The organism is Micromonospora sp. S4605 (genome assembly GCF_003176715.1).
Taxonomy (GTDB): Bacteria; Actinomycetota; Actinomycetes; order Mycobacteriales; family Micromonosporaceae; genus Micromonospora; species Micromonospora echinaurantiaca.
In genome coordinates, this window is record NZ_QGSW01000178.1 from 52502 (window position 1) to 71427 (window position 18926).

Genomic DNA, 18926 nt, shown 5'->3' on the forward strand with positions numbered 1-18926 from the left:
GGCGGACCGGTCACCCGGCCCCGCCGGTCAACGTACGCCAGGTGCTCTCACCGACGATGCCGTCGACGGTGAGCCCGTTCTGCCGCTGGAAGTCGCGCACCGCGGCGTCGGTCGCCGACCCGAAGACCCCGTCGACGGTCAGCCCGTGCGCGTGTTTGTTCAGTTGCCGCTGCACGGCGCGGACCACGTCGCCGCTGTACGGGTAGTGCACGACGATCACGGAGCCGGGCCGGCCGCCGGTGCCGACCGTCTTGCGTACCGTGATCCCCCGGCTGGACACGGTGAACACCAGCAACGGCCAGGTCCGGGCGTCGACCACGCCGCTCGCCGTGAGGCCGTTGGCCGTCTGGAACTGCTTGACCCTGCTCTCGGTGCCGCTGCCGAACACCCCGTCCACGGTTGTGGCGTAGCCCCGCGCCTTGAGCAGGTGTTGCACCGCGTAGACGTTCGGGCCGGACTGGCCGCGGCGGGTGCTGGGCCAGGCGACCGTGGTGAGGCACCCGCAGTCGGTGTTCCACCGGCAGATCGACCTGACCCAGCCCGAACTGGTCTTGCGGTACCCGTCGTGGCAGCGGCGCTCCACGGAGCAGGCGCAGGCTCCGCAGGCGCCCTGGTAGCGCCACAGCCAACCGTCGTACGTGCCGGCGTAGCACTGGTTCGGCCGCAGCTTCCAGGTCGTGCCGTCGTTGCGGTGGAAACCCGCGTACGTCCCGCTGGTGTTGCACGCCGCGGCGAAGATCGGGCTCGGCCCGCAGCCGGGGGAACAGTTCTGGTCGGCGGCGTACGACGGGCAACTGCCGTAGATGTCGTAGCCGTCGGCGTAGGCGCGGCGGGCGGCCGGGAAGACGCTGAGCGCGGCCATCCCCACCGCCGTGCCGGCCTGCAGCAGCGTACGGCGGGACAGCGCCCAGGACGTGCCGAGGCGCCCCCTGGGCCGGCTCGCCGCCGGCCGTCGCCGGGGCGCGGCGCCGGTGCCCGGGTCCGTGCCGCGCAGCGCGGGCACGGCATCGAGAGTGATCACCGCGCACCTCCCGGCTGGATCTGGTGGACGGCCGGCCCGGGGGCGCCGCCGGACGGCTGGTCCACCTGGTCGACCCCATCGAGCAGGTGCCGCAGGGCCGACCGGGAGCCGACCGGTTCGGATCGCCGGACACGTCCGGTCGCGTCGACCACGACCGCGAACGGGGTGGCGATCGCGTCGTACCGGTCGAACAGTTCCGCCTGCTCGCCGAGGACGGTGACCGGCACGTCGGCCGCGCCGGCCGGGGCGGCGTTCCGGTAGAGCACCCGGAGCGCGACGTCGCCGCGCGGTGCCCGTTCGGCGACCTCGTCGAGCAGTTGTTCGCAGGTGGCGCAGCCGCTGTCCAGGAAGAGCAGGACCAGGGTGGCCGGCGAGGGCGGCGCCAGGTCGCGGAACCCGGGCGCCGGTGCGCCGGGGCGCAGGCCGACCGACCCGGGACGGCCGGCGGTGCCGCTGGTCAGCGCGTGCACCTGCCGGACCAGGCCGGACACCACGAGGGCCAGCAGCAGGATCGCGATCCAGCTCAGGATCAGCGCGCTGGTCTGGAAACTCATCCGGGTACGCCTCCTCGTCCCACCCGAGCGGGCGGCTGATCCGGGGTCGGGTCGTGCATGGCGGCGGGCAGGTGGGCCAGCAGCGCGGTGAACGTGGCAGCGGCGAGCAGCACGATCAGCAGCACGGTGTCGGGGCGCCCCAGCGGCACGACCGCCCCGGACAGCAGCGACCCGGTCAGGGCCAGGCCGGCGAGGACGGCCGCGCGCGCCACCACCCAGCCGGTCATCGGCTGCTCCACCCGGGAGCAGCCGCAGGGGACGGTCCGCCCGGTCGACCGTACGTACCAGCCGTAGCCCGCGTACGTGGTGAACAGCGCGGCGCCGCCGGCCAGCACCAGGCCGAGCAACGGGCCGCCGTCGTCGCGGAGCAGGGCGGCGACCCCGGCCACGCCGAGCAGGCCCTCGGCCGCGATCACCGCCGCCGCGACGACGGACGGGGCGGGGACCACCCGCTGGGCGGCCAGCGCCGCCGACAGCGCCGCCGGCTTCGAGAGGTGCTCACCGGCCGCGAGCAGCAGGGTGAGCAGCACGGTGTACGCCCCGACGCCGGCGACCAGGGCTGACACGGCGCCTCACCCGCCCAACTGCACGCGTAACCGGCTGACCAGGTCGGGTACCCGGTCGACCACGGTGTCGGCGAGGGGCAGCACGGTCACCCAGGTGTCCGTGGCGGCGAGCACGAAGTAGGGCCGGCCGTCCGACAGGGTGTCCCGGAAGAGTTCGCCGGCGCGGGTGGACAGCCCCCGCCACGACGGCAGCTGCCGCGCCCGCTCCGCGGTGAGTGGCGTCATGTCCAGCAGGCCGAGCCCGGGTACCTGCTTGAGCACGGTTGCCGGCGCCGCGTACCGGCTGCCCGCCCTGGCCTGGGGGCGCACCGCCAGACCGTCGTCGTACTCGGTGATCCGCAGGGTACGCAGCACCGCGAGCAGACTGGCGGTGGAACCGCCGTACAGCTGGGTGAGGAAGCAGTACCGCCGCCCGCGCCAGGCCGCCACCAGCCGCTCCTCGTCGAGCCGGATCTGCGGATCGTGCGACCGCACCCGCGCGGTCAGCAGGGTGCCGCCCTGATAGGCGAGCTCCTCATCGAAGTCGGTGACGCCGAGCTCGGCGGCCAGGTCGTCGGCGAGGCCGAGCGGACCGGCGGTGAGCTCGTGCAGCCGGCCGGCGACGGTCACCTCGACCACCGAGGTGAACGGCGCGCTGAGGTCGAGCGGGCCGGTGAGCAGGAATCGCCGGCCGTCCATCGCGCGGTGTGTGACAGAGGCCTCGGCGGCTGCCACGCCCACCACCTCCCCCGTGGGTACGGCACGTGGTGGCCTCAGAGTATCCGCGCCCATCGACGCCGCCACAAGACCGATCCGCCGGCGATCCGTCGCCGCCGCCGGACCGGGGACGCGGCCGCGTCGGTGGCGTCCCGGCCGGGCCGGTGGGCACGAGCGGGTCACCTTCCTCGGCCGCGGCTGGACGGTCGGCCTGGCCCAGGCCGTGCCGGAGCCGGCGGGCCGGTCCGCCGGCCGGCCGGATACCGTGCGGTCGGCGCGGGTCCGCCCCCGCGCCGGACGCGTCGAGAGGGAGGTCGGATGCGGCTGCACGTGGGGTGCGCGATGTGGACGCACAGGTCCTGGCCGGGGCGGTTCCTGCCGCACCCGCTGCCGGCCCACGAGCGGCTGCGCGCCTACGCCGGGTGGTGCACGGCGGTCGAGGGGAACACCACTTTCTACGCGACCCCGGCCCGGGAGACGGTGGCGTCGTGGGCGGGACAGACCGACCCCGACTTCCGGTTCGTGCTCAAGCTGCCGAAGGCCGTGACGCACGAACGCCGGCTGACCGGCGCCGACGCGGAGCTCCGGGCGTTCCTGCACGCGATCGAACCGCTCGGCCCCCGGGCGCACGCGCTCTGGATCCAGCTGCCGGGCTCGTTCGGCCCCGGCGATGTACCCGCGCTGGCCCGATTCCTGCGCGAGCTGCCCGCCACCCACCGGTACGCCGTGGAGGTCCGCCATCCCGCGTTCTTCGACGACGCCGGGGCGGCAGGCACCCTCGAGGCCGCCCTCGACACGGTTGGCGCGGAGTGGATCCCCTTCGACACCACCGCCTTCTTCCGCACCCCGCCGACCAGTGACGCGGAACGGGAGGCGTGGACCAGGAAGCCGCGCACGGCGCTGCGCACCCGCGCGTTGACCGACCGGCCGATCGTCCGCTACCTGGGCCGGGACGACCCCGCCCGGACGGTCGAGGGCTGGCAGCCGTGGCTGGACGTGGTGACCGGCTGGCTGCGCGAGGGCCGTTCGCCGACCGTGTTCGTGCATACCCCGGACAACGCCGCCGCGCCGGAGCTGGCTCGCGGCTTCCACGACCAGGTGCGGGCCCGCCTGCCCGACCTGGCGCCGCTGCCCGAACCGGCCCCGATCGGCCCGTTGACGCTGTTCTGACTGTGCGGCCAGCCGGGTCACCGATCGGGACCGGTCGCGCCTCAGGGGATCTTGATGGCCGAGGCGCCGCTGCCCCGTACCGAATGGTTGATCGTGGGACCGCCGGTCCAGAAGTAGCAGCGCACCCCACGGTCGCCACGCGCCCAGCCCTGCTCCGACGGCAGTCGGTAGGTCGTCCCGGTGCGGACCTCGCGGCCGGCGGGCACCTTCGCGTACCGGTAGACCAGCGTCCGGCACCGGGCGTGCACGGCCTCCGGGTCGCGGTCCACGTCGGCGCGCCGCTGCACCGGGGTCGTCCAGATGCCGACGTACTCGTAGCGGTGCGGGTCGGCGCAGCGGGTCGCCTTCAGCCCGCCGTGGTCGTAGAGGTCGAAGCAGGTGTGCTCTAGCGGCGAGGTCCCCGTCAGGGCGTCGCGCAGGCTGCCGACCTGTTGCATGATCGAGTCGGGCGAGCCGTTGGCGTTGCGGTCGCCGCTGAGCACGAACAGGTCGCACCGGAACCAGCGTGCCCCGCCCTGCCACCCCGGCACCGACGGCGGCACCGCCTGCACCCCCAGCCGCCCGTCGCGCCAGTCCCCGCCGACGAACGCCCGCGCCTTGGCGTCGCACTCGGCGAACGCGGGATGCATGACGGCCGAATGGAACCGGGGCGGGGTGGGACGCTCGGCGAGCTCACCGGTGAACGTCCCGACGTGGATCGTCTCCAGGACGTGGGGTTGCCGGCAGTCCACCGGCTGGTAGTTCTCCACGGTCGGATCGGCGATCGCGTGACAGTCGCCGGTCCGGGGCGTGAACTGTTGCGCGGCCGGCAGCTCACGCCAGTCGTCGACCAGTTCGCCGTCGGTGCCCGCCGGCGGCGTGGTGCACGCCGACACCAGGACGGCGGTCAGCGCGGCGGCGACAACCAGGGACGGCTGACGCCTCATCTGCCGTCCTCTCCAGGGCCCGGGGATCCGTGACGCGCAGCATAGGACACCGGGTCGCGGCGCTGGGCCTCGACCACACGGCCGAGAACCTGTACGAGACCGTTCTCATCATCATCTCTTGTGCTGGCCCGTTCGCCGCCGTCACGACGATCCTGCTGGCACTGGGCAAGGTGTTCGAGAAGGAGGAGACGCCGACCGACGCGCTCGTCCACTGCCTCGCCGCCGTCGCCGCGGCCGGAGTGCTGATCATGGAGGTCGCCATGCTCACGTCGGGCACCTGATGGCGCTCACCGTGGATCGCGGCCGCAAGACGCCGGTGACGCGCCGGATCGCGGTCCGGCGCGCCACCGGGCGGTGGTGCGACGTCGGGGTCAGCCCGTGCTGCAGGAAACCGTCGGCCAGGTGTAGTTGCCGTTGTGCTGGATGGTCACGCCCCAGTTGTTGCCACTGCCGTTGGGCGTGGCGACCAGTTGCTGGGCGGTCGGGTAGCTGGCGTTGATGTTCCAGGTGGCGATGATCCTGGCGGGGGACGGAACGTTCATCGTCACGGTCCAGGTGCTGGAGCCGGAGACCGAGACGTTGAGGTTGTAGCGGTCGCTCCACTGCTGGCCGGCGGACAGAGTCGCGGTGCAGCCACCACCGCCGCCGCCACCACCGCCACCGCCGCCGGAGCCGCCCACGGTGATGTTGGAGTTGCCGCTGCTCTGGTATCCCTCGGTGGCCATGATCATGTAGTCGTGGCTGCCCAGGCTCATGCCCTTGCTGGCCCAGGCGTCGAAGTGGTTGCCGGAGGTGATGGTGCCGCCGGTGCGCTTCGACTGCCGCACGCTCCAGTACTGGTTGAAGGTCCTGGTGCCCTCGATGGACGGGGCGTTGTACCGCGTCGTCTGGTAGATGTCGTACGTGCCGCCGTCGCTGGTCACGGTGCCCTTGTACGTGCCGGTGGGCCGGTAGGTGCCCCAGTTGTCCACGATGTAGTACTCCACCAACGGGTTCCGGGTCCACCCGTAGAGCGTCAGGTAGGCGTTGCCGGACGGGTTGAAGCTGCCCGAGTAGCTCACGCTGCGGCGGCCACCGGTGCTCCAGCCCTTGCCTGCGACGAAGTTCCCGGTGTTGCGCCAGGAGGTGCTGTAGTTGCCACCGGAGCCCAGCTCCATGGACACCGTTCCGGCGCTGTCGGTCCAGAACGAGTAGAAGTAGCCGTTGTGGCTGCCGGTCTGGTTCGAGGTCACAGCCGCGCTGGCGACACCGGGCAGCATCGTGGTGGCCACGACGAGCGCCAGGGCGCAGGCGCCGCCGACGAGCAGTCTGAGGCGGCCTCGGCGGAGTTGCGGCGGTCGGACGGGGACGTCGTTCATGAGCGTGCTTCCTCCTCGTGATGGCTGGCGGGGAGGCCAGGCAGCCTGGTACGACCCCGGGCGCGGCGGCCGGCGGTCGGGGTGGCGGCCACCGCGTGTCGGCGTCGTACGACGTGGTGGGGTTGACCGGTCGCCGTGCGGTCGGTGACCGGTGGGCCGGGTCGCGGTGGGTGACCCGGATCGACAGATGTCGAGGTCTGTCGATGGCGAAAGTATCGACTCGGCCCCGTAAAGGTGTCAACATTTCTCGGAAATGTTTCGGACCCTGCCCGGAGGCTGATCGAGCCGCCCGGCGGCATTTACCCAGGTAGATCAGTCACCGCCGGTTGCAGCTTGCGCGGCTGCGGATGACGGCGCCAATCGGCATGGCCGGGATGAGGGGCGAGGAACCGGAAGTTTTGGAAGCGTTCCGGATCAGAGTTGCCGGGGTGCTCCCCCGTGCCGTGACCGGTGTGGTCGCGCTAGCGTGCGGTGGTGGGTCAGGTCGAGGATGGCGGGTGCCGGACCGGTCCGGCGGACGGGTCCCCGGTGGCCGACCTGCTGGCCGCGGCCCGGGCCGGTGACGGCGCCGCCTTCGGCCGACTGGTCGGGCCGCTGCGCGACGAGCTGCGGGCGCACTGCTACCGGATGCTGGGGTCGGTGCACGACGCCGAGGACGCCGTGCAGGACACCCTGGACCGGGCCTGGCGCGGCCTCGACCGGCTGGCCGACCACGGGTCGATCCGGCCCTGGCTGTACAAGATCGCGACGAACCGGTCGCTCACCCTGATCGAGCGCCGGAGGCGGCGCGAACTGCCCACCGACCTGAGCTCGGAGGGCACGCCCCTGGCGGAGGCGGCGTGGCTCGAACCGTACCCGGACCGGCTGCTGGGCTGGACCGACCGGCTGACCCCGGAGGCCCGGGTGGTGGCGCGGGAGAGCGTGGAGCTGGCGTTCGTCGCCGCGCTGCAGCACCTGACGGCCCGGCAGCGCGCCGCTCTGCTGCTGCGCGACGTCCTCGGCTACCCGGCCAGCGAGGCCGCCGAGCTGCTGGAGACCACTGTCGCCGCGGTCAACAGCGCGCTGCAGCGCGCCCGCGGGGTGCTGGCCGAGCTGCTGCCGGAGACCAGCCAGCAGCGGACCCTCGACGCGCTGGGCGACGCGGCGCTGCGCGAGCTGGTCCAGCGGTACGTGGCCGCGTGGGAGGCCAGCGACGTCGACGCCATCGTGGCCATGCTGACCGAGGACGCGCGTTACTCGATGCCGCCGCTGCGGGCCTGGTACCAGGGATACGACGGGATCCGCGGCTTCCTGCTCGACGCGGCCGGCCGGCACCGCTGGCGCTTCCTGCCCGCCCGGGCGAACGGGCAGCTCGCGTTCGGTACCTATCGGTGGGACGACGACCGGTCCGCGTACCTCCCGGGCGGGCTGGATCTGCTCGTCCTGCGGGGCGGGCGGGTGGCCGAGGTGGTCTCGTTCCTGGACGCCCACCTACCCGCGTACGGCCTGCCCGCCGAGCTGCCCGGCGAGGAGATCGTCGGGGCGCGATGAATTTCCGCCCCGGCCGGGGTTGTAGTCCTGACGGACCCACCAACCGGAAGGCCGAGCCGACGATGCCGACGATGCCGACGAACGAGGAACAGATCCGCACCCTGATCGAGCGGTGGGCCGGGGCGGTCCACCGCGGCGCCCTCGGCACGGTCCTCGCCGACCACGACGAGGACATCGTGATGTTCGACGTGCCGCCGCCGTACGACGGCGTGCGCGGCCTCGACGCCTACCGGCAGACCTGGCCGCCGTTCTTCCGGTGGCAGGCCCAGGGCGCATCCTTCGAGATCGAGGAGCTGGAGATCACCGCCGGCGACGAGGTCGCCTTCGCGTACGCCCTGCTGCGCTGCGGCACCCCGGCCGACCTCGCCGCCGCCCCGGACAACCGGCTGCGGCTCACGCTCGGGCTGCGCAAGCGGGCGGGCCGATGGGTCGTCACCCACGAACACCACTCCTTCCCGAGCGTCGACTCGACCGCCGACCCGGCCGGCACCGGTGACGCTGCCGCTGCCGCTGCCGAGCAGGAGGTGCGCCAGCTCCATGAGCGGTGGTTCGCCGGCACCGCCGCGAAGGACCTGGACGCCCTGATGGCCGCCATCGCCGACGACGTCGTCTCCTACGAGCACGAGCAGCCCCTGCGGTACGCCGGCGTCCAGGCGGTACGCGAGGTCTGCGCGGCCGGCCTCGACGCCGCCGGCGACGGTGCGGTCAGCTGGGCGGTGCCCGACCTGACGATCCTGGTCGACGGTGACCTCGCCGTCGCCTGGGGCCTCAACCACGTCCAGGTGCGGCCGGCCGGCGGGCCGGCCGTCGACAGTTGGTCACGCGGAACCCGGGTCTTCGCCCGCCGCGACGGCGCCTGGCTCATGGTCCACCAGCACCTCTCCTACCCGTACGACCCGGCCAGCGGCGCCGCGAGAACCGACCTGCAGCCGTGAGGTCGCTCCCGGTCCTGTGCCCGACAAGTCCCCGGATCAGGCGGGAGCGGCCAGCCGGCCGGCGGCCGACAGCCGGCCGATCACCGCCTGGTGGGGTACGGCGTGGCTGGTACGACCGCCGACCCCGGTGGTGGTGACGGCGGTGAGGAGCGAGTTGAGCAGCGCCTCCTCGACCGACTCCAGGACGGCGGCGAAGACCGGATTGATTTCCCCGTCGGGGATCGGCGGCTGCTCGGGCCGGGCCGTGCTGAACGCGATCGCGTAGTCGCCGCTGCCGTTGCTGTACGACGCGCCGACCCGGCCCATCGCGAAGACCGCCCGCCGGGCGACCCGGCCGAGCTGCCGGGCGTCCAGGGGCACGTCGGTGGCCACCACGATCATGCACGAGTTGCCGGGTGGTTCGGTCCGGTCGGGATCCTCGACCAGTTCCTCGACCGGCAGCGGGACGCCGAGCACGGTCAGCACTCCACCGAAGTTGGCCTGGACGAGGGCGCCGACGGTAGCCGGGCGGTCGCCCACCCGTACCGTCCTGGACGAGGTGCCGATGCCGGCCTTGAAGCCCAGCGCGGTGGTGCCGGTGCCGGCCCCGACGCAGCCCTCGGCCGGCGGCCCGGCGGACGCCGCGGTGATGGCGGCCAGCACGTGTTCCGCGCCGACCGGGCGGCGGCGGATGTCCGACAGGTGCCCGTCGTTGGTCTCGCCGACCAGCGGGTTGAACGACAGGCCGTCCGGCCGTTGGTCCATCAGGTAGCCGAGCAGGGCGTCCGCGGCGCGGAACACGGACAGCGTGCCGGTCAGGACGATCGGCGACTCCAGCACGCCGAGTTCGTCCACCTGGGTGGAGCCGACGAGCTTGCCGTGGCCGTTGCCGACGTAGACCGCGGCCGGCAGGGTCCACCGCCCCGGGCCGAGCTGGCTCGGTACGACGGCGGTGACCCCGGTGTGCAGGTCGGCTCCGTCGTCGATGGTGGTGTGCCCGACCAGGATTCCGGCGACGTCGGTGATCGCGTTGTGCGGCCCGGTGGGCAGCGATCCGACGACAATCCCCAGGTCGCGCGCCCGGCGGCTCAGCTGGCTCATGCTGCTCCTGTCCTCGCCCGCCGGGTTGCGGGACGATCGGCCCGGGCGACTGCCCTCCCGACCGGTCGACGGAGGCTACCTGACCCTCCCTCGGCCGGCCGGGGGGCGTCCGCACAGGTCCTCGGCCCTCGCGGTGGACCCGGGCGGAGGGTGGCTCAGCCGCAGTTGCCCCAGCTGTACCGGCCGGCGCTCTGCCAGCTGGTGAAGTAGAGCACCTCACCCTCGTACATCACGCACTTGTCCCGGGCGGAGCGCTGGATCGCGGCGTAGTACTTGTAGTTGCCCGGGTCGCGCACCCAGGAGCCGCCCTCCACCCGGATCCCGGCCGACACGCCGGTCGTCGAGCCGACGGCCACCCGCTTGAGGGTGGCGACGCAGTTGTATCCGCTGGCGCTGTTGTACATCAGGTAGACGTCGCCCACCTTGGTGCCGTCCGAGGCGTAGATCGACCGGTGGCCGTCACTGGCGTACGCCCACGAGCCACCAAAGTCGTTGTTGCAGGCCTGCGCCGCGGTGAACGGGTTCGCCGCCGCCTGCGCCGGCGACGCGAGCGTCACCGCCGCGACGGTCGCGGAGAGAATCGAGATGGCCAGTCGTCGCGCTAGTCCGCGCACACGTTCCTCCAAGAGCTCCGGCGCCAAGATCGCGCACGTGAGCGATCATGATGCCACAGTGGAGGATTGCCAAGATCAAGGGTAGCTCCGCGCCGGCCGGAGCCGCCACCCGTACAACGACCGAGCGGCCCGCAGGTTGCCGCCTGACTGCGTCGTCAGTCGTCTGGCTGGGGAATCAGTCTTCTGACTGCCGCCTCAATCAGCAGTTCAGGTGGGATCTCGGCGTTTCGCGCCATGCCGGTCCGCGAGCTTTGCTAGCTTCGTGAGGCTTCGTCGACGTTGGCCCTATTTGCGAGCAATTGTCGACGCGCTGTGACTCTCCTTCCGCTGGAGCCGTCGGCGCCCGCCTCGGGCGGCCGACCGGGCCCGCACGGGGTGGTCACCGCATGGCAAACGGGGTTCGAGCGTGGTCGCGCAGGAGGTTTGCGGTTCCGTGGAGCAGGTCCGGTACATCAGTGCGTCCACACCATCCGGTCGACCGGCGCGTGGTCCGGAGGCGGAGCCGGTGGTCGCCGGCCCGCCGGTCGCCGTACCGGTGGGTGGGCCGCCCGGGGCGGGCGGTGTCGCGGGAGCCCGGCGGCTGCACCACGTGTTCGAGTCCGCCTGCGACCGGGATCCGTCGGCCGTCGCGCTCGAGTGCGGCGACACCCGACTGACCTACCGTGAGCTGGACGAACGCGCCAACCGGCTGGCCCACCACCTGCGCGCCCTCGGCGTCGGGGGCGGCGCCCGGGTGGCCATCCTGCTGCAGCGTTCGGTCGAGACGTACGTGGCGCTGCTGGGGGTGGGGAAGGCCGGGGCCGCGTTCGTGCCGATCGACCCCGAGTCCCCGGCCGACCGGGTCGCGTACATCGCCGAGGACTCGGCCGTCGACCTGGTGCTGACCTCCTCGGCCCTCGCCGACCGGGTGGGCGACCAGCGCGCGCTCGTCATCGACGACAGCACCGCCGACCTCGCCGCGGCCCGCACCGACCGGCCGGCGCTCGACGCCGACCCGGACCCGAGCGCCTACGTGATCTACACCTCCGGGTCCAGCGGTCGGCCCAAGGGGGTCGAGGTCGCCCAGTCGAGCATCTGCAACTTCCTCGACGTGGTGCCCGGCGTGTACGACGTGCGCCCGACCGACCGCGTCTACCAGGGCATGACGATCGCGTTCGACTTCGCGATCGAGGAGATCTGGCCGACCTGGGCGGTCGGCGCGACGCTGGTGGCCGGCCCGACCGACTCCCGCCGCCTCGGCGCCGAGCTGGCCGACTTCCTCGACGAGGCCCGCATCACCGTCTTCTACTGCGTACCCACGCTGCTGGCCACGATCCCGCGCGACCTGCCCCGGATCCGGAACCTGCTCGTCGGCGGTGAGGCGTGCCCCGGCCAGCTGGTCGAACGGTGGAGCCGGCCCGGCCGGCGGATCCTGAACACCTACGGGCCCACCGAGGCGACCGTCACCGCGACCTGGGGCGAACTTCTCCCCGGACGGCCGGTCACCATCGGACGGCCGATGCCGACCTACTCGGTGGTGCTGCTGGACGAGCAGCGCCAACCGGTCCCCGACGGCGAGGTCGGCGAGATCTGCATCGGCGGGCCCGGGGTGGCGCGCGGCTACGTCGGACGCCCCGAACTCACCGCCGACCGGTTCATCGAGCACCCGTTGGCGCCGCCCGGCAGCCGGCTGTACCGCACCGGTGACCTGGGGCGGCTCACCGCCGACGGCGAGATCGAGTATCTCGGCCGGGCCGACTCCGAGGTCAAGATCCGTGGCCACCGGGTGGACCTCGGCGAGATCGAGAGCGTGCTGCTGGAGGACGACGAGGTGGCCGAGGCCGTGGTGGCGCTCGTTCCGGTCGCCGACGGCCCGGACGCCCCCCGTGAGCTGGCCGCCTACCTCGTCCCCCACGGTGCTGCCGAGCACGGGTGGGACCAGCTCACCGCCCGGCTCTGCGAGACCCTGCAGACGCGGCTGCCGGCCTACATGGTGCCGTCCTTCCTGGACGTCGTCACCGCGTTGCCGACCATGCCCAGCGGGAAGGTGGACCGGAAACGGCTGCCCACGCCGATCCGCCGGCTCACCCGTGCGGCCGGCCCGCTCGTGGCCGCCGCGAGCGAGTTGGAGGAGCAGATCCGCGCCGCGTGGGCGGAGGCGTTCGGCGTCGAACCCGAGGCGCTCTCGGTCGAGGCCGACTTCTTCACCGACCTCGGCGGACACTCGCTGCTCGCCGCGCGGGTGGTGTCCCTGCTGCGCGCCCGCAAGGTGGGCGTCAACCCCGCGGTCCGGGACCTGTACGCCCACCCGACCGTACGCGGCATGGCCGCCCGGCTCGGCGCCGCCGAGCGGGTCGGCGGGTCGACCGCGCCGGCCCGCCCCGCTCCGCTGCGGCACAGCAGCCGCCGGATCGCGCTGGCCGGATTCGGCCAGGGCTCGGTGATCTACCTGCTGTTGCTGGCCGTCACGCTGCCCGTCTCCTACGTCTACACGCGCAACGACGGTTTCGTCTCCGTGCGCGTCCTCGCCGAACTGATGGTCGCGATCCTGCTCAGCTACCTCGGCGTGCGGTGGGTGCTGCCGGTGCTGCTGGCCCGGCCGTTGGCCGCCGGTGTCCGGCCCGGTCGGTACCGCCTGTGGGGGCTCACCTACGTGCGGCTCTGGGCGTTGAACACGCTCCTGGCGATCGGACCACTCGCCGTGCTCAGCGGATCCCCGCTGATGGCGACGTACCTGCGGCTGCTCGGCGCGCGGATCGGCCGGCGAACCATGATCGCGACCAGCGCGATCAGCCTGCCGACCCTGCTCTCCGTCGGGCGGAACACCTCCATCGGGTACGGCGTCTCGCTGCGCCCCTGGCGCGCGGAGGACGGCTGGGTGGTCGTCGGGCCGATCACCATCGGAGCGCACGCCTTCGTCGGCGCGAACGCGGTGTTGGAGCCGGGCGCCTCGGTCGGGGCGCACGCCGGCGTCGGCGAGCAGACCGTCCTCGTCCACGGCGAGACGGTGCCACCCGGAGCGCGCTGGGCGGGTTCGCCGCCGGCCCCGACCCGCCGGCTCGCGCCCACCGTCGAAGCCCTGCTCAGCTCCCACCCGCTGGACAAGGGCTGGCGGCTGCACCACCTCGCCGCCGCCCTGGTCGGGCTGATCGGCCTGGAACTCGGTGCGATCGCGATGGTCCTGCCCAGCGTGGCGCTGGTCTGGTGGGTGCTGCTGACCCAGGGGTTGTTCGCCGGGCTCGTCGCGACCATTCCCGCTGGCGTCGTCTACGTCCTCACCGTCTGCGCGATGGTCGCCACCGGAAAGCGGCTCGTGCTGCCGCGGGTGCCGGTCGGCTTCCACCACCGGGTGCACTCGATGCTCGGCGTCCGCAAGTGGATCGTCGACAAGCTGCTCGAGTTCAGCCTGACGTTCACCAACTCGCTCTACGCGACCCTCTACACCGGTCCCTGGCTGCGCATGCTCGGTGCCCGGGTGGGTCCGGGCGCCGAGGTGTCCACCGCCGCGCACCTGGACCCCGACCTGCTCACCCTGGGTGCGGGGAGCTTCGTCGCCGACATGGCCAGCCTCGGCGCCGCGACGTTCGGCAACGGTCGGGTGGCGTTCCTGCCCACCCGGGTCGGCAGCCGGGCGTTCGTCGGGAACGCCGCGTTCGTACCGGCCGGCACGGTCATGGGTGACGGCTCGCTGCTCGGCGTCAGCACCCTGCCGCCCCACGGCAGTGTCCCGGAGGGCACGTCCTGGCTGGGCTCACCGGCGATCCACCTGCCGGTACGCCAGAGCAGCGGATCCTTCTCCGAGGAGCAGACCTTCCGCCCGCCGCGGCGGGTGGTGGCGCATCGGCTGTTCGTCGAGTTCTTCCGCGCCACCCTGCCCGCGTCGGTGCTCGGCGCCAGCTTCTACCTCTATCTCCTGGCGCTCTCCGGGCTGGCCAACGGCCGGGACCTGCTGGTGCCCGCGCTGGTGTCGCCGTTCGTCGCGATGGCGTCGTGCGTCGCGGTGATCCTGTTCTGCGCGGCGACCAAACGCAACATCATCGGCACCTACCGCCCCCGGGTGGAACCGCTGTGGAGCCCCTTCGTCCGGCGCACCGAGTTCGTCACCGGCCTCTTCGAGGCCGCGGCGGTCCCGGTCGGCGTCGGGCTGCTGGTCGGCACGCCGTTCCTGCCGCCGGTGCTGCGCTGGTTCGGCGTCCGGATCGGCCGGCGCACCTGGATCGGGACCACCTACCTGACCGAGTTCGACCTGGTCCAGATCGGCGACGACGCGACGGTGGGCACCGAGGTGTCGCTGCAGACCCACCTGTTCGAGGACCGGGTGATGAAGATGTCGGTGGTCACCGTCTGTGCCGGCGCCACCATCGGCACCCGGGCGATCGTGCTCTACGACGCCGTCGTCGGCGCCGACGTCAGCCTCGACTCGCTCTCCCTGCTGATGAAGGGCGAGCACCTCACGCCGGGCACCCGATGGCGCGGAATCCCCGCCCAGGGCGTGCTCACCCGCGAACCCGCCGAACAACGGGCGGCCTGACGCCGCGCCGTACGGCTGCCGCCGCCACCACGCGGCCGCGACCGGAACCGTCCATTCTCCATCCATGAGAGGAACAACCAGTCCATGAACAAGGTGCTCCTGGTGTCCGACGCCGCCTACTTCCGGGTCGACTACGAGATCAACCCGTACATGCACACCGAGGTGCAGCCCGACCACACGGCGGCGGTCGTCGAACACCTGAACATCGTCGTCGCGCACCGGGCGGCCGGGCGCCGCATCGAGTACGTGGCGTCGGCCCCGGAGTGCCCGGACATGGTGTTCACCGCCAACGCCGCGGTGGTCCGGGGCAACCGGGCCGTCCTCGGCGCACCGCCACCCGAGCGCAAGGCCGAGCTGCCGTACTTCCAGGAGTGGCTGATCGAGCACGACTACGACATCGTGGAGGCGCCCTACCCGTTCAGCGGCCAGGGTGACGCCCTGGCCTGCGGCGACCTGCTGCTCACCGGCTATGGGCAGCGTACCGACCGGCGGATGCACAGCATCCTCGCCCGGGCGCTGGACTACGAGGTGGTGCCGCTGCGGACGGTGAGTCCCCGCTGGTACGACCTCGACCTGGCGGTGGCGGTCGTCGAGCCCGGACGGACCCTCGCCTACTGCCCGGAGGCGCTCGACGAGCAGAGCCGCCGCCGGCTGCGCGGACTCGGCATGGAGCTGATCGAGGTGGCCGTCGAGGAGGCGACCCGCTTCGCGCTCAACCTGATCAGCGACGGCACCACCGTGACCATGACCAAGGGAGCACCGCGGCTGGCCGCCGAGCTGCGCACCCGCGGCCTGGAGGTCGTCGAACTCGACACCACCGAACTCGCCAAGGGCGGCGGTGGCGTGCGCTGCACCGCGCTGACCCTCGACAACCCCCTGCCGGCCAGGCCGTGATGGCGTCGGGCGCCTTCGGTCGCTGGCTCGCCGCCGGCGAGCGGGCACTCACCGGCCGTTCGCTGACCGTACGCTCGCCCCTGCCGAAGCGGGCGGAGCCGCCGGTGGCGCTGGTCTACCGTGGTCCGGCCACCCTGCCCGGCTGCCCCGAGGCGACGGCGGCGCTGCTCAAGTCCAGCCGTTGGGGGTTCGACGTCCGCTACGTGGGCCCGGACGCGGACCTGCCGCTGAGCCACCGGGCGCTGGCCGGGGCCGCGCTCTACGCCCAGCCCGGCGGCGGCACCCTCAAGCGCGGCTACCGGCAACTGAAGCACCACCGCGACGAGATCCGGCAGTTCGTCCACTCCGGCGGGCGGTACCTGGGGATCTGCCTCGGCGGCTACCTCGCCGGGGCAACCCCCGGTTTCGCACTCCTGCCGGGTGACACGGACCAGTACATCGGCTCCGCCGCCGCCACCGTGAGATCGGAGCGGGACACCGTCGTGGACGTCTCCTGGCGCGGCCGGCGACGCAGGCTGTTCTTCCAGGACGGCCCGTACTTCTGGCTGCGGCCCGGCGCCGAGGCGGACATCCTCGCGACGTACCCGAACGGAACGATCGCCGCGATGGTCACCGGACTCGGCGCCGGCCGGGTCGGCGTCGTCGGCCCGCACCCCGAGGCCACCGACGACTGGTACCTGGACGCCGGGTTGCGCCCCGCCGACCGGCTCGGCACCGACCTCGGCCACGACCTGATCGACACCGTGATGAGGCCATGACCCAGACCGTGAACCTCACGTGGGACGACCTCGACCGGGCCGCCGAGGCGAACCGGCTCGCCACCGCCGCCCGGCGCGCCAGCGGTCGGCCCTCGACCAGCGACGTGCCGGCCGGGCGTTCCCGGCTACTGGGCGTGGACGCCGCCCGGGGAGCCGCGCTGCTCGCCATGATCGCCGTGCATTCACTGCCCGAATCCGACGCCGCCGGGCAACCCACCTGGTGGTTCACGGCCTTCGCCGGGCGGGCGGCAGCCGCGTTCGCGGTACTGGCCGGGGTCGGTATCGCATTCCTGACGGCTCGACAGCGGGTCCGGTTGACCGCCGGCTCCGGCCCGGTGGCGGCGCTGGTCGTACGGGCCCTGGCCATCGGCGCGATCGGGTTGGCCCTGGGCTACGCCGACGCGTCCGTGGCGTCGGTGATCCTGCCCTGCTACGCGGTGATGTTCCTGTTGGCCATCCCGCTGGTGTTCCTGCCCACCTGGTTGGTGGCGGTCACCGGCGTGGTCGTCGCCGCCGCCGCTCCCGTCCTCCAGCACCTCCTGCTGCCCCGGTTGCCGGAGCCGACCTACGACAACCCGGGCTTCGCCCAGCTGGTCGGCGACCCGGTCGCGCTGCTCACCGAGCTGACGGTCACCGGGGAGTTTCCGGCCATGACGTGGCTGGCGTACCTGTGTGCCGGCCTGGTCGTCGGCCGGCTGGCGCTGACCGGGAGGAGAGCCATCCTCTGGATGCTCGGCACCGGAGTCGCGCTCGCCGTCGCGGCGCCGGTGGCGTCGTCGGTGCTGCTGCACCGGTACGGCGGCCTGCAGCAGATCTCGGTCACCCAGCCGACGAGCGGGCTGGACGCGACGCAGATCGCCGAGTTCCTCGCGTTCGGCGGGGACGGCAGAACGCCCACCTCGACGTGGTGGTGGCTCGCGGTCGACGCGCCGCACACCGGCACCCCGCTCGACCTGCTGGCCACCACCGGGAGCGCGCTGGCCCTGCTCGCCGTCATGCTGCTCGCCAGCCGGGCCACCCGCGGCCTGCCGCGACGGGCTATCTCCCTGCTGCTGCTGCCGCTGGCCGCGGCCGGCGGCATGGTCCTGACGCTCTACACCGCGCACATCATGTTCATCAACTCGGACCTCGACTCCTTCGCGCCGGTGCCCGGATACCTCGCGCAGGTGGTGGCGTTCATGTCGTTCGCCTTCGCCTGGTGGGCCACCGCCGGCCGAGGCCCGCTGGAGGGCCTGGTGACGGCGATCTCCGGCGGCGCTCGCCGGTTGGCGGCCCGCAACGGTCGGCGACCCGGCGCCGGGATGTCGAGGTACGCGCCCGAGCCCCGGACGTACCGGGTCGAGCCGCCGGCGACGGGATGGCGCCCTGGCTGAGCGGGCGGACGGCGAGGTGAGGCAGCCCAGGTGGGAGCCGCTGCTGGCCAGGGCGCGGACGGTCAGTCGGCGGCGGCTCCTGGTCGGTGCCGGTGCCGCCGGCACCCTGGCCGCGCTCGGCTGGGTCGGGGTGTCGGCGGTGTCCGGAGACGGGCCGCTGGCGCTGGTCTACCGGGGTCCCGCCGCCTGCTCGGGCTGCGCGGAGGCGGTGGCGGCCCTGCTGCGCGGCGCACCGGCCGGGTTCCGCACCGAGTACTGCGGCCCGGACGAGGAGCGGCCGGTGTCGCGCAGCGCGCTGGCCGAGGCGGCGGTGTACGCGCAACCCGGGGGCGGGAACGTCGGCCCGGCCTGGCGGCGGATGCGCGACTACGCCGAGGAGATCCGCGGCTTCGTCCGCGAGGGTGGGCACTACCTCGGCTTCTGCCTGGGGGCGTACCTGGCCGCCGCCGATCCCGGCTTCGGCCTGATCGACGGAAGGGTGGGCCGGTACATCGACACCGCCGGCGCGAGCGTCGACAGCACCGACGACACGGTGGTCGAGGTGCGGTGGCGCGGTCGCACCCGGCACATGTACTTCCAGGACGGGCCGACGTTCCAGTTGCGCCCCGGTGCGCCGGGCAGCGTGCTCGCCACCTACGACACCGGCGCGGCCGCCGCCGTCGTCACCACCTACGGCGCCGGCCGGGTGGGCCTGGTCGGGCCGCACCCCGAGGCCGACCGCTCGTGGTACGCCGACGTGGGGCTGACCAACCCGGACGGCGTCCGGTTCGACCTGGGCCACGACCTGATCGACGCCACGGTGGATCGGAACGGCCCGGCTCTCGACGGAACCTGACCTGCTGTGCGCTGAACCGGTCGCGGCCGGCCTGCCGAGCCCCGACCGGTTCCTTGCACCCGGACGATACCTAGAACTACTATGCATCAAAGTTCTAGGGATGGGT

General features: G+C 73.1%; 17 protein-coding genes. 9 read left to right on the forward strand and 8 right to left on the reverse strand.

Annotated elements, in window-relative coordinates; all coding sequences use genetic code 11:
- Positions 1 to 10 precede the first annotated feature (10 nt).
- From DLJ47_RS13590 to DLJ47_RS13605, 4 genes are read right to left on the reverse strand one after another with little or no spacing between them, the layout of a single operon-like run.
- A complete protein-coding gene (locus DLJ47_RS13590; RefSeq protein WP_199235829.1) occupies positions 11 to 1021 on the reverse strand; it encodes a peptidoglycan-binding domain-containing protein in 1011 nt (336 codons plus the stop codon).
- The gene (locus DLJ47_RS13595; RefSeq protein ID WP_199235830.1) at positions 1018 to 1575 is read right to left on the reverse strand and encodes a hypothetical protein; all 558 of its coding nucleotides are present in this window, start codon (positions 1573 to 1575) and stop codon (positions 1018 to 1020) included. Before DLJ47_RS13595 ends, DLJ47_RS13590 begins: the two co-directional genes overlap by 4 nt.
- Complete coding sequence (locus tag DLJ47_RS13600) at positions 1572 to 2141, reverse strand: MauE/DoxX family redox-associated membrane protein (RefSeq protein WP_109900378.1); 570 nt, start codon at positions 2139 to 2141, stop codon at positions 1572 to 1574. Before DLJ47_RS13600 ends, DLJ47_RS13595 begins: the two co-directional genes overlap by 4 nt.
- Before the next feature lie 6 nt (positions 2142 to 2147).
- Positions 2148 to 2819, reverse strand: coding sequence for a hypothetical protein (locus DLJ47_RS13605; protein WP_109900379.1), 672 nt, complete (start codon positions 2817 to 2819; stop codon positions 2148 to 2150).
- A 360-nt stretch (positions 2820 to 3179) separates the two neighbouring features.
- Here DLJ47_RS13605 and DLJ47_RS13610 point away from each other — a divergent pair, with 360 nt between their 5' ends.
- Positions 3180 to 4007 carry a DUF72 domain-containing protein gene (locus DLJ47_RS13610; RefSeq protein ID WP_199235839.1) on the forward strand — a complete coding sequence of 276 codons (828 nt, stop codon included), beginning with the start codon at positions 3180 to 3182 and terminating at the stop codon, positions 4005 to 4007.
- Between the two features lie 41 nt (positions 4008 to 4048).
- Here the strand turns inward: DLJ47_RS13610 and DLJ47_RS13615 are convergent, their stop codons facing one another.
- Positions 4049 to 4933, reverse strand: a complete 885-nt coding sequence (locus tag DLJ47_RS13615; protein ID WP_109900381.1) for a septum formation family protein — start codon at positions 4931 to 4933, stop codon at positions 4049 to 4051.
- Between the two features lie 29 nt (positions 4934 to 4962).
- Here DLJ47_RS13615 and DLJ47_RS13620 point away from each other — a divergent pair, with 29 nt between their 5' ends.
- Entirely contained in the window at positions 4963 to 5214 is a 252-nt protein-coding gene (locus DLJ47_RS13620; RefSeq protein ID WP_109900382.1) for a hypothetical protein, read from the forward strand.
- Between the two features lie 90 nt (positions 5215 to 5304).
- Here DLJ47_RS13620 and DLJ47_RS13625 read toward each other — a convergent pair whose 3' ends face one another.
- The gene (locus DLJ47_RS13625; RefSeq protein ID WP_109900383.1) at positions 5305 to 6291 is read right to left on the reverse strand and encodes a glycoside hydrolase family 11 protein; all 987 of its coding nucleotides are present in this window, start codon (positions 6289 to 6291) and stop codon (positions 5305 to 5307) included.
- A gap of 528 nt (positions 6292 to 6819) precedes the next feature.
- Between DLJ47_RS13625 and DLJ47_RS13630 the strand changes: the two genes are divergently transcribed.
- Together DLJ47_RS13630 and DLJ47_RS13635 are read left to right on the forward strand one after the other, a co-directional pair.
- Positions 6820 to 7821, forward strand: coding sequence for a sigma-70 family RNA polymerase sigma factor (locus DLJ47_RS13630; RefSeq protein ID WP_109900500.1), 1002 nt, complete (start codon positions 6820 to 6822; stop codon positions 7819 to 7821).
- 71 nt (positions 7822 to 7892) lie between these two features.
- Complete coding sequence (locus tag DLJ47_RS13635) at positions 7893 to 8756, forward strand: nuclear transport factor 2 family protein (RefSeq protein WP_109900501.1); 864 nt, start codon at positions 7893 to 7895, stop codon at positions 8754 to 8756.
- A gap of 36 nt (positions 8757 to 8792) precedes the next feature.
- On the opposite strand, the gene DLJ47_RS13640 is transcribed toward DLJ47_RS13635, so the two are convergent.
- Both DLJ47_RS13640 and DLJ47_RS13645 read right to left on the reverse strand, forming a co-directional pair.
- On the reverse strand, positions 8793 to 9836 hold the full coding sequence (locus tag DLJ47_RS13640) for a P1 family peptidase (RefSeq protein ID WP_109900384.1): 1044 nt from the start codon (positions 9834 to 9836) through the stop codon (positions 8793 to 8795).
- 155 nt (positions 9837 to 9991) lie between these two features.
- Complete coding sequence (locus DLJ47_RS13645; RefSeq protein ID WP_088993267.1) at positions 9992 to 10393, reverse strand: hypothetical protein; 402 nt, start codon at positions 10391 to 10393, stop codon at positions 9992 to 9994.
- Between the two features lie 490 nt (positions 10394 to 10883).
- Between DLJ47_RS13645 and DLJ47_RS13650 the strand changes: the two genes are divergently transcribed.
- From DLJ47_RS13650 to DLJ47_RS13670, 5 genes are all read left to right on the forward strand, one after another.
- Positions 10884 to 14960 carry a Pls/PosA family non-ribosomal peptide synthetase gene (locus tag DLJ47_RS13650; RefSeq protein ID WP_233257818.1) on the forward strand — a complete coding sequence of 1359 codons (4077 nt, stop codon included), beginning with the start codon at positions 10884 to 10886 and terminating at the stop codon, positions 14958 to 14960.
- An 84-nt stretch (positions 14961 to 15044) separates the two neighbouring features.
- Entirely contained in the window at positions 15045 to 15854 is an 810-nt protein-coding gene (locus DLJ47_RS13655) for a dimethylarginine dimethylaminohydrolase family protein (protein WP_109900385.1), read from the forward strand.
- Entirely contained in the window at positions 15854 to 16612 is a 759-nt protein-coding gene (locus DLJ47_RS13660) for a BPL-N domain-containing protein (protein ID WP_109900386.1), read from the forward strand. Before DLJ47_RS13655 ends, DLJ47_RS13660 begins: the two co-directional genes overlap by 1 nt.
- Positions 16609 to 17985 carry a heparan-alpha-glucosaminide N-acetyltransferase domain-containing protein gene (locus tag DLJ47_RS13665; protein WP_109900387.1) on the forward strand — a complete coding sequence of 459 codons (1377 nt, stop codon included), beginning with the start codon at positions 16609 to 16611 and terminating at the stop codon, positions 17983 to 17985. Before DLJ47_RS13660 ends, DLJ47_RS13665 begins: the two co-directional genes overlap by 4 nt.
- Positions 17986 to 18001: 16 nt before the next feature.
- Complete coding sequence (locus DLJ47_RS13670) at positions 18002 to 18820, forward strand: BPL-N domain-containing protein (RefSeq protein WP_233257819.1); 819 nt, start codon at positions 18002 to 18004, stop codon at positions 18818 to 18820.
- The last annotated feature ends 106 nt before the right edge of the window (positions 18821 to 18926 follow it).